The sequence below is a fragment of the Verrucomicrobiota bacterium genome (genome assembly GCA_016200005.1).
GTDB lineage: Bacteria > Verrucomicrobiota > Verrucomicrobiia > Limisphaerales > PALSA-1396 > PALSA-1396.
Map to the genome: position 1 here is coordinate 60,048 of JACQFP010000034.1, position 11,371 is coordinate 71,418.

Sequence of the window (11,371 nt, forward strand, 5' to 3'; positions counted from 1 at the left end):
CGGACTACTGCTGCCTGTACATCGTGACGATCACCCCACGCAGAATTCGTAGGCGATGACCTACGCTCCTGGAACTGGAACTCCTGCGCCACTACTCAATCCGCAATTCACCGCGCAGCTTCACCACAATGGAGGAGGACATCGCATCCGGCGCAGATGCCGGAACGGAAATGACTAAACCCTCCCTGCCAGACACAGCCGTGAGCGGCGTTTGTTTCTTGTCTGCCAGCAGATAGACTTTCCCCGCAGAATTTTTCAGGCTTGGCACAACGAGCCGGCCGTCAGTGGGCCAGTCGAAGACGTGGAGGTAGAGCGTGGTGGCGCGGCCCTGGACCTTCTTTGTGCAACGTCCCCACGGCAGACGCGGGAACGGGCTGGCAGTGGTGCCGTAGATCGCCGCGTGGTTAACCTTCATCCATTTTCCAATTTCAGCGAGCCGTTCGACGCTGGCGGGCGGGAAGAGGCCTTCACTGGTCGGGCCAACGTTGAGCAGGTAGTTGCCGCCTTTGCTCGCGCAATCAATCAGATTGCGCACGAGCGTCTGCGTGGATTTCCAGTTTTGATCATTCTTGTTGTAGCCCCAATGCCGGTTCATGGTCATGCAGGATTCCCACGCGACACCCGGACCGAAACCGGTCGGCGGAATTTCCTGTTCCGGCGTGCCGTAATCGCCGACGCCCTGGCCTTTGTCCATGCCACCCATGCCGGAGCGACCTTTGCCCACGCGGTTGTTGACGATGATGCTCGGTTGCAGGCTGCGAACGTAGTTGTATAGGTCCACCCCGCGGTCGTGTGTCCAAGGCTTTTCCCATTCGCCGTCAAACCACAGAATGCCAAGCGGCCCGTAACGCGTGATGAGTTCCTTGAGTTGGGCCTTCATGAAATCCACGTAACGATCCATGTTCGGCTCGCCGGCGGCCTTGTCGTTCCAGGCGCGGCGCGTGCCCCAATCCGGATGATGCCAGTCCATGATCGAGTGATAAAAGCACAACGTGATGCCGTCCTGCTTGCACGCGGCGGCGAGTTCCTGGAGCGGGTCGCGCGGAAACGGGGTGGACTTGATGCACCAGTCCGTCACGTCCGAGCGCCACAGCCCGAAGCCATCGTGATGTTTGCTCGTGATGACGACGTATTTCATGCCGGCGTCTTTGGCCATGCGCACCCACTGTTTCGCGTCGAACTTCACCGGGTTGAACTGCTGGGCAAACTTCTCGTATTGCGAGACCGGCATCTTCGTTTCCTCCATGAACCATTCGCCGTAGTTGGTTTTGCCCAGCCACTCGCCCGCCGGGACGGAATACACGCCCCAATGAATGAACAGACCGAAGCGGGCGTCGTTGAACCACGCCATGCGTTTGGCGCGTTGCTCGGGACTTTCTTTCGTGAAGTCCTTTTGGGGCAGGCCGGCCTGGCTGACATGGGCTGCCAACAGCAGGACGTTCAATAGAATCAAAGTTCTTTTCATGGGTTTCTCCGTTGAATCTCGCTCAAAGCTTCCACGGCGCGCGCATGGGCCGCAATTGCAACTTGCGATTGGCCTCGTCGTCACCGACGAACTTCTCGGTTCGGCAATTAAACGTGAGCTTGCGTTCCAACCGCGTAGCGATGTCGCTCACCTGACAGAGCGCGTCCGCCTGCACGGCTTCTTCAATGGGGCAAACCGTGCGCGCGCGGCTCTTGACGCTTTCGAGGAAGTTCCGCACGTGATTGGGGCTGCGGGGCAACTGGATCTTGAATGAATCCATCGGCTCCTCCGCCAGCGATTCCGGCGAGGTGCGCAAGTTGCCGCGCTTGACGACGACCCAGCCGTCTGTGCCTTCGAACGCCGTGCCGTGATCCTGCACCAGCCCGTATTTTTCCCGCCACGCCGTGAGGTCATTCAGCGCATTGACTTCCTTGTAGCCAGTGGGCGTCCCCCGGAAATCCATCGTTACTCCGTCGGCGAATTTGAAATCCACCTTCCATGCCACCGATGTGTTGCACGCGCCCTCCTTCGGGAAAATCCCCCTGCCCTCGATGCTCATTCGTCCTTGAAACATCTTCGGGTGTCCCCACAAGGCGATGTCCAGCGGATGCACGCCCCAGCCGGCGACGAAGCCCAGCGCGTAATCGGTGTTGAACCACCAGGTTTTGCCCACATCGAGGCACTTGTCGGCGGTGTAGGGCGTGAACCGCGCCGGGCCAAGCCAGCGGTCGTAGTTGATGTTGTCCGGCACCGGCACCGGCGTCGTCGAACCGCCCGGCTGACTGGCGGGCGCCCAGACATTGATGTGTTTCAATTTCCCGATGTGGCCGTTGTGAACCAGTTGGCAGGCCCGCCAGAATTCTCGTGATGAACGCTGCTGCGTGCCGAATTGGAACATGCGTTTATTCTTCTGCACCGCCTTGCGCAAAACCTGGTCTTCGGCCAGTGACAAACCCATCGGCTTTTCCAGATACATGTCCTTCCCGGCGCGCGCGGCGGCGACAGCGACATGCACATGCCAGTGATCCGGCGTGGCGATCAGCACCGCGTCAATGTCCTTGCGCGCGAGCAGTTCACGGAAATCATCGTACGTCTTGCAGTCGGAGTTCGCGTAGCGCGTGTTGACGGCGGTACGGGCCAGTTCCAGTTGGTCCTTCTTCACGTCACAAACGGCCACGACCTGGGCTTCGGCTTGCGACAGGAATCCGTTCATCACGCCCCGGCCCTGCGGACCGTTGCCGATGCAACCGACAACAATTCGGCTGCCCGAAGCTATCTTGCCTTCCCGGCCCAGTGCTGAAGCCGGAATGATGGATGGAAATGCGCTGGCCGCGAGCGCGACAGTAAGGTTGGTACGAATGAAACTGCGGCGGGTGATCAGTCTTTTCATAGATATGGATTCTTCATGTGATGTTCGTGATTTGTGGCTTCCTCCTCTCCCCTCTGAGGGGAGAGGATTGAGGTGAGGGGTGCGGGTCCGCTGTGCCAGCCAAATGCGGATGCGAGGCACGACGTGGCCCCCTCACCCTGTCCCTCTCCCCCTCGGCGGGGGAGAGGGAAACGACACGTCGAGCGTTGTCGTGATTCATGATGTGCTCCTCGTCGGTCATGGCGTTCTTCCCAGGCTCCAAAGCTGAAACATTTTTCTGCGCGGAGCGTCCGGCGAACGCTCGTACGACTTCAACACCGACTCCAGTCCATCGCACAGTTTCGCCAGCGTCTCGGTGTAAGACTTGTCAGCGGCGGTCTGCGACGGTTCGGGCAGACGGCGGAGTTTGCCCGCCAGCAACAGCTCCCGGCGCGCCGCGGTAACTTCGGCAAAGTCCAGAGCCAGCTTCGCGTGAGCGGCCTCGTAAGTTTCGCCCAAATGCGCAGCAAGGAGCTGCCGATGAAACTCCCGCACCCGCGCCACCCGTTGTTCAAGCCGGACGTCGCTCACGAGCGTCCCAACCGTCGAAGTTTTCGGCACGAACGCGGGGGGGCTTTTACTGAGTTGGCGGGACGACGGTTTCGCACCGCCGAGGAAGATTTCGACGCGGGCCGTGTCCGGCGTTTTGTCGTACGCGAGAAATATCGACTTGCCATCGAAAGTTTTCCATTTCCGCCCGTTGACATCCACGGCGGTGACTTCTCCGTAGCCCAGCGCTGAGAGGAAGATCTTCTTTTTGCCGAAGCGGACAGGGTCGCGTTGCTCAAGCTCGGTTATCGAGGGCGGAACGTGCGGCACGAGCGTGAGGCCGTCGGCGCGGTAGAGATACTCGAAGAGTCCGCGCATGAACGCCGCCGGCGGGCCAAAGGCGTCGTAGGTGAGGTTCACGGGTTGGTTGGGTTGATAGACATCGCTGCCGAACTTCACCAGCGGGTTGTCCATCCGGAATCGTTCCGCGAATGTGAGCAACCGGAGCATCGAGCGGCGGGCGTCGTCAAACTTTCCCAGCCGGTAATAGGCCAGCATCATCCGGGCTTCGCAGGTGGACCAATGGCCGCCGTTGACCCATGTTCCGTAGCCCCACAATCCTTCGGGCTTTTCATACATGTCGTCGTAACCCGGAAAATTTGGTAGGATGAAATCGTGCGGACGCAGTCCGGGCAGGGACGCAATCTTGTGAAAAATCTTTTCCGCCTGCGCATCGTCCGTGATCCGGAACGCGATGGCGTCGTGATTCGGTGACGCCTCGAAGTAACCGTGCTGCGTCGCACCGTAAACCCCATGCCGCGTGCCGTCGGGATCGAGCGAACGGATGAAATAACCCTCATCGGTGGTCAACTGCGGAAGCCCTCTCTTCGCCGACGCGCGCAACCCGGCGAACCGTTGCGCTTCCCCGGACCGTCCCGCGAGTTTTTCCAATTCCACCAGCCGGTCCAGCGCGGCGAGGTAGGTGATGGAAAGACCAGTGAGATACGCCTTGTCGTACGTGCCATCGGGCCGACGCCAACCCGCGTAGCTCGGCGCGAGAAGATTTCCCGCCGGGCCGGCGAGGAACAGATTGTTGGTCGGGTCGCGGCGCGTTTCGATGAACGCGGTGCAGCGTTCGAGCTTGGGAAGGTAGCGCGCGATGGCTTGCGCGTCGCGGCTGACGAGGAGCAATTCACTTTGCAGCACGATCCCGGCGGCGGTGAACTCCATGCCCCAATCGTGAATTTTGATCCGGCCATCGCCCTGCTTGTAAACAATCCAGCCGGGCCGCGCGGCATCGCAGAGGCAGCCGTCGGGCGCGACCCAGTCATGCGGTGGCGTGGCGCCGATTCGTTTGCCATCACCCATCTGGTCGAACCAAAGGTCCTGGGAGTTTTGCAGAAAAGTGAGAAACGGTTCGCGCAACAGTGGCAGGATGGCGTAGGTCGTGCCGTAACTGTTCTGAATCCACCACGCGTCCCACGTCGGCCCTTCGACCAGACCATTCCACGCGGGCATGTAAAGCATGGCGAGGTTCTGCAACCGGGCGTCCGGCTCGAACATGCGCCGGGCGGTTTCCAACAATCGGAGATACTCCGCGTCACCCACGCCGCGATAGTGCTGGCCGTCGAAGCGATCGGGTGCCGCGCCCGTGCCCAGCGGGAGCAAGGTTAAGAGCGAAATAGCCAGGGCGAATGTTCGGCGCATAAAGGTCACATGGCTCAATTCAACGGGGATTCTCCTTGGGCTTGAAGTCTGCTGGCTTCGTGCCGGCTGCGACTTGGATTCCGCCCAACAGGTGTTGCAAGAACAACGGTTCGGTGAAACTCGCTTCGGTGTGGCCCAGCGCGGTGTACCACACGCGGCCGTGGCCGATCCTCTTGCACCACGCCACCGGATGATCGCCGCGCATCGTGCCGCCCTTGTAAGTGCTCTCGTCGAGCGAAGCGAGCACGCGCACTTTGCCGCGCGGACTTTGGATGAAATTATACCACTCGTCCCTGCGCACCCAACGTTTCGGCAAGCCGCTGGTCGAAGGATTGTGCGCGTCCTCGACATCTATGGCCGCCTCGACGATAGCCGAGTGATTGGTGAACCGCGCGCACAACGCGTCGCCATACCACGGCCAGCCTCCTTCGGTCGCCACGTCGCCGGCCGCACCAGCGTGAACGGCCACCAGCCCGCCGCCGCGTTCGATGAATTCCCGGAACGTTATTTGTTGCTCGTCATTCAGAATGTCACCCGAGGTGCTGAGGAAGATGACGACCTGGTAGCGCGCCAGATTCGCCGGCGTGAACCAACTCGAGTCCTCCGTCGCGTCCACCGAAAATCTATTCTCCACGCCGAGTTGCTTGATCGCCGCGATGCCGTTGGTTATCGAAGCGTGCCGGTACATGAGCGTCTTGGAAAAGACAAGCGCGTTGAATCGGGTGCCTGCCGACGGCCGCGATGCGCAGCCGGCGAGGCAAACCAGCAATAATGTGGTGAGCGAAAAGAGCATTCTTGGAGTTTTCATATTGCTTGGAGCGGACTGGTTTGTTGGTTGATAAAGCTGCGCGTGGTTTTGCGCTCACGCTTCCCGATGTACGCGTCCTTAACACGTGAATTGTGGTTCATCGGTGCGGCAAATTGGTAGCGCCCCGAGCCGACTTCAAAAACCGCATCGCCGTCGTCCACCCGCAGGAATTTCACGCCCGGAGTTGAAGTGGCCGGTTTGCCGCTCTCCGTTACTTCGTCCACACCGGCTGCCGGCACATAAACGGTCGCGGACGTGTTGACGGGAATCGTCACCGTAAGCGCGAGCTTGTCCTTTTCAATTTTCCAGGCGCTCGTGATCGGACCGCGGATCGAATCATAGCGCCCGTTGGCCCAGGTGACCCCGCCACCGGGACGCGGACGAATGACGAAGTGTTTCCAGCCTGGACGCGTTTCGTCGGGCTGGATGCCAACGATGCTCTGGAACATCCATTCGCCCACCGAGCCAAACGCCCAGTGATTGAACGAATTCATGCCCGGGTCCTGAAAGCCACGACCCTGCACGTAGCCGTCCCAGCGTTCCCACATTGTCGTCGCGCCGTTTTCAATCATGTAACCCCAAGAAGGAAACGTGCGATTCGTGATAAGCTGCCAGGCTTCGTCGTTGTAGCCGGAGCGCGTCAATTCGAGCATCAGGCAGCGCGTGGAGAGAAACCCGGTGGAAAGGTGCCCGTTGTATTTGCGAATGGCCTCGCGCAAGTGCGCGACCGCCTTCGGATGCAGGTCGTCGGGCAACAAATTAAAATGGAGTGCCAGCGCGTAACCGGCCTGCGTGTCGCCCGGCAACCGACCATCCGCCTGGACGAACTCCTGGTTGAAGGCCGCCTTGATCTCGTCAAAAAGTTTGCCGTAGCGGCGCGCGTCCTCGTGGCGACTGATCGCTTTGGCCATCTTCGACACGAGTTCGGCGGAGTGAGCGAAATACATTGTGGCAAAGACGTCCTTTGGCACCTCGCCGCCTTTGGCCGGCCAGCCGGGGAGCTTGAGCGTGTCCGCGTTGAGCCAGTCGTTGTAGTCATTGCCCCGCCCCTTGCGCCAGATGAGGCCGGGGTTCTGGCTGTGAACGTAATCGATCCACCGCTTCATCGAATCAAGGTGCTCCTCGATCAGGCGTTGGTCCGCGTAGTTCAGCCACGCGCGCCACGGCACGATGACGCCCGCATCGCCCCAGGCCGGAACGCCCGTGAAGTGCTGGTTGCGATCAAAGGGATGCGGCGAAAAATCCGCGTAACGACCGTCATCGGCCTGCGCGTCGCGCACATCGGGAATCCATTTCTTGAAGAAGGCGGCCATGTCCATGCCATAGCAGGCCATTTGGGCGAAGGCCTGAATGTCGCCCATCCAACCGAGCCGTTCGTCGCGCTGCGGACAATCCGTTGGCACGCTCATCAGGTTGGCACGTTGCGTCCAGCGGATGTTTTGCCAAAGCCGATTGAGCATCGGGTTGGAGCAAGTGAACTGGCCGACCTCTGGCGACGAAGAGCAGAAGACCCGGCCCGTGAGTTCAGCCAACTTCGGCTTCTGGACCAGACCGGTAACTTCCACGAAGCGAAATCCGTGATACGTGAAGTGCGGCTCGAACATTTCCGTTCCGCCGCCGCGCAACGTGTAGCGGTCCACCTGCGGCGCGCCCCGCAAGTTGGCGGTGTAGATTGTACCGTCGGCGTTGGTCATTTCGGCGTGGCGGAGAATGACCGTAGTGCCGGGCGCGCCGCTCAGTTTCAGACGACACCAACCGACCATGTTCTGTCCCATGTCGAAGACGAACACGCCGGGCTTTGGCTCACTGAGGGCGACGGGTTTCAATTCCTCGACGACGCGGATGGGTTCGTTGGGCTGGGCGACGAGTCCGGCTTTGACCTCGGCGAGCACTTCCACCGGCTGCCAGGCTTGTGCATCAAACCCTGGCGCATCCCAGCCGGGCATTTCCCGACGCGCGTCATAAACCTCACCATCGAGGATGTCCGAACTGCGCAACGGACCTTGCTTGGTGGAAACCCACGAACCATCCGAGGCGACCGTCATGTTTTGTCCATTCGCCAGCTCGATTTCCAATTGGGCCAGCAGATACGGTTTCCGCCCATAAACCCCGCGCAGTTTCTTGAACAACGCATCCGACATGCCGAGCCGTCCGGCGTACCAGCCGTCGCCGAGCAGTGCACCAATAACGTTGTCACCCGAACGCAACAGCGCGGTGACATCGTAGGACTGGTATTGAACCCGCGTATGGTAATCGGTCCATTCCGGCGCGAGGATGTGATCGCCGACGCGCCGGCCGTTCAGGTGAATCTCGTACGCGCCGAGCGCGCTGGCATGGAGTGTCGCGCGCCGGACTTTGGCGGACACGTCGAAGCGCTTGCGCAGCATCGTCGCGGGTTGAGCGTCGTATCGCTCCGCGTCTTTCGGAGTTTTGGGCGGAATGACCGGCGGCAACTCGGCGCGGTCCCCAATCCACCGGGCCTGCCAATCCTTGGCCGCCAGCAAACCCATCTGCCAAAACGCCGGCGCGCTCCAAGCGGACGCCTGGCCATCCTGTTCCCAGACGCGGACTTTCCAAAAGACGCGGGCGCCGGAGCGAAGCGGTTTGCCGGCATAAACGATCTGGATGGTTTGGTCCGACTTGACCTGGCCAGAATCCCACCGGTCGCCCTGGCTTTTGCGCAGGGCTTCAGGCGAGCTGGCCACCAGAATTTGATACGCCGTTTGAACTTGTCCTCGCGCTTTGGAGGCGAGCGTCCAACTGAGACGCGGTTGAGTCGAATCCACTCCCAGCGGGTTGACGAGATATTCGCATCTCAGACCTGCAACCTTTAGGTCGCGTGCCTGCGCGCAAGCAGCGGTGAAGACCAGGACCAGTAACAAGGTAATTTTTGCGACGGAAATTTTCATCGGGGAACTTCGGAAAACTGCTGTTCGGAGTTGGGTTGATGATGGCAGTTCGGTTTTCAATCGTTTCTGCTTTTGATCTTCGCTTTTTAGGCGGCGGGCAGCCCCGACATCCGATGTCGGGGTTCGTAACGCGCCTGATTGTAGATCAGCTTGACCAACGCGATGGCCGCCACGTTGCGCCGCCGGCGGCCCAATGTAGCGCAGGTAGAATCCTTTCATGGACTGGCTCATGAAGCCGAAAATGAAACCTTGGTTCCCGAAAATGGAATCTTGCTTCGTGGGGCAATCTTAGCGTTGTCGGCCAGGCGAGGCTTGACGAGAATCAAGACTTTGCCAAATAGAGGCTTTCTTCCTGCTCATCGCTTAAGGGAAGGTTGCCGATGTCACAAGGGCAACGCGCCATCCAGATGCGTGATTCAGCCTCCATGCTCTCGGCCCACTTCATGGACGCGGGGTGGCGGGGTTCTGTGGGACAGACTGTGGATTGATGGCGTCGAGCCACCGATTGTTGGCACCCCGATTGAATTGATCCCAGCCTTTTTCGCCGAGCACAGTGTGGATGGTCTTTTCGGTTTCCTGCCGGATGCCTCCGAGCGCCTGGCTGCGTTGTTCCGGAGTGAGGCTTTGGTCGTTTCGGATGCGAGCCGCCTGCTCCTCAGCCTGTTGCCGCATGGCATAAACCTGCTTTGCCTCCGGCGCGCCAAGGCCAGCCTCGTTGGCGACACGGTACATCTGCCGAAAATCCTGGTTCTGGGCCAGCTCATAGTCGGCGTAACGCTGCGCGCCAAGTGTTTGTTTGATTTGTTCCTGCAATCCCATCCATGCCTCTCTGCGTTCGGTTCGCTCGGCGGCCGTTGCCTTGCCAGGGTCCATCCCGTGGAATTGCACGTCGAAAACCTTGCGCAGATCGAAGAGGGACAAGAACTCCTGCTCCGACGGCTCAAAGGCAGCAAGTTGACTACGCAGTATGTTTCCGGTCATCGATATCCGCAGGTCGGCCTGGCGCGCCTCCTCCGGAGTGAGGAATTGTTTCATGGCGGCTTCCATTTCCTTCAACAGTGTCGGGATCGAGCTTTCCCCGAGGATGGTGGCTTGATCATTCAACTCCTTTGCCAGGCGCAGAATGTGGGCCTTCTTGCCCTCGTCATCGAGGAAGTCCGTCAGCAAATCGAACTCGTTGGCACGCTCCAGCGTCTTCATGTCCACGTCGGGTTCGATGCCCAGCGCGCGCAAGACCGCGTTGCGCTCCTCGTCGAGTTCAAACATTTTCAGCCACGATTCCCGTCCGTAGCTGCGGGTGTATTCTTCTTTCCTTTGCCAATACTTGAACTTCGGCGAGCGCCGGCGGGCCTCCTTCTTCTTCTCTTCATAGAGCTTGTTCACGTCCGCGCGGATAATGTCGCGGATGGTTTCCTCCGGGCAGCCGACCGCGCGCAGGTTGGCAATGTATTGCTTGTAGTCGGACGATTCGACTAACTCCCAGTTGAAGCGTTTGATCAACGAGTTGGTGGCGGACATAACCCGCTTGCTCGATGCGTCGTCTCTTTCGCGGGTCAGTTGCTCGATTTGTTTGGCGAGCGGAACCTGCTGTTGCTGGAGCGTGCGAACCTGGCTTCGCAGGTTTGAAGCTTGGCGCGCTTCGTAGATTCCTATGCCGACGGCGGCGGCGAGCGTCGCTCCAATCATGGTTTTTTGCAGTGTGGTCATGATGATGTTCGTGAAGAGCTTTTTGGTTTGGACGTTGATGTTGGACAACTCACGCCCGGCTGGATGAGTAAAACCAGTCCGCTCATGCCTGCAATGCTCTCATATCATTTTTCTTTTGCTGCCGAGTTCAGCACAGCGTCAAGCTGTAAATCGAATCCCCTCCCGTCCGGTGCCAAATTCGGAATTGCCGTGAGATTCATCCGCCCGCCGGTGCTATCGGCGATTTGAATTTCGGCAGATTGCTCCGGGAAGGTGGTGATGTTTGCCAGTGTGCTACCTCGCGGAAATCCAGCGCGTAATGTCGTTGATCACCTCGTCTGCCACGCGCCCCGGCTGGTCGTATTCAGCCGGTGAGCTTTTGCCTTCGCCACCGACGAACAGGTGGTTGAGTTTCGGATAGAGTTTGAACGTGACGTTCCGACGAGAACCCAGCGCTTTCTTCCAACCTTCGAAATCCGCCTGGGTGACCTGATAATCGCGCCCGCCTTGCAGGATCAAAAACGGCTGTTTCAGTTCCGAAGCGAGAGCTGGCGCGTCATATCGGCGCAGGTCGAGCCAGTACGATGGTGGCGCGCCCATAATCGGCATCATTGAATCCGAATCTGCAGCCGTGATGTTCCTGACCTTGTTCACTTCTGTTTGGACCTCGGACAGCCGCTTCTGGTCGTCGGACGAAAAGTCGCCATCGAGCGAAAGGATGTAGCGCGTCTGCTCGATCAAAAGTTCTTCGATCGGACGCGTGGAGCCGGCGAGAATAATCAGCGGACATGCATCCTCAGTTAGAAGCTATTGATGGATAAATGCTAAGTAGATTTGTCGGGACATCCGCTGCAAGACTTTTTAAGCTCGTGGGCATGAGTAAAAAAACGCAGCCCAAG

General features: G+C 59.4%; 7 protein-coding genes. All 7 read right to left on the reverse strand.

Annotated features, from left to right (window positions below; translation table 11 throughout):
* Positions 1–91: 91 nt before the first annotated feature.
* The 7 genes from HY298_12960 to HY298_12990 all read right to left on the reverse strand — a co-directional run bounded on the left by HY298_12960 (position 92) and on the right by HY298_12990 (position 11,213).
* Positions 92–1,465, reverse strand: a complete 1,374-nt coding sequence (locus HY298_12960; protein MBI3851165.1) for an alpha-L-fucosidase — start codon at positions 1,463–1,465, stop codon at positions 92–94.
* Between the two features lie 22 nt (positions 1,466–1,487).
* Positions 1,488–2,855: a Gfo/Idh/MocA family oxidoreductase gene (locus HY298_12965; protein ID MBI3851166.1), complete on the reverse strand. Its 1,368-nt coding sequence runs from the start codon at positions 2,853–2,855 to the stop codon at positions 1,488–1,490.
* 216 nt (positions 2,856–3,071) lie between these two features.
* Positions 3,072–5,069, reverse strand: coding sequence for a hypothetical protein (locus HY298_12970; protein MBI3851167.1), 1,998 nt, complete (start codon positions 5,067–5,069; stop codon positions 3,072–3,074).
* Positions 5,070–5,088: 19 nt separating this feature from the next.
* Positions 5,089–5,877 carry a ThuA domain-containing protein gene (locus HY298_12975; GenBank protein MBI3851168.1) on the reverse strand — a complete coding sequence of 263 codons (789 nt, stop codon included), beginning with the start codon at positions 5,875–5,877 and terminating at the stop codon, positions 5,089–5,091.
* Complete coding sequence (locus HY298_12980) at positions 5,874–8,786, reverse strand: glycoside hydrolase family 78 protein (protein MBI3851169.1); 2,913 nt, start codon at positions 8,784–8,786, stop codon at positions 5,874–5,876. Before HY298_12980 ends, HY298_12975 begins: the two co-directional genes overlap by 4 nt.
* Before the next feature lie 441 nt (positions 8,787–9,227).
* Positions 9,228–10,493, reverse strand: coding sequence for a hypothetical protein (locus HY298_12985; protein MBI3851170.1), 1,266 nt, complete (start codon positions 10,491–10,493; stop codon positions 9,228–9,230).
* A gap of 273 nt (positions 10,494–10,766) precedes the next feature.
* Positions 10,767–11,213, reverse strand: coding sequence for a hypothetical protein (locus HY298_12990; GenBank protein ID MBI3851171.1), 447 nt, complete (start codon positions 11,211–11,213; stop codon positions 10,767–10,769).
* Positions 11,214–11,371: the final 158 nt, after the last annotated feature.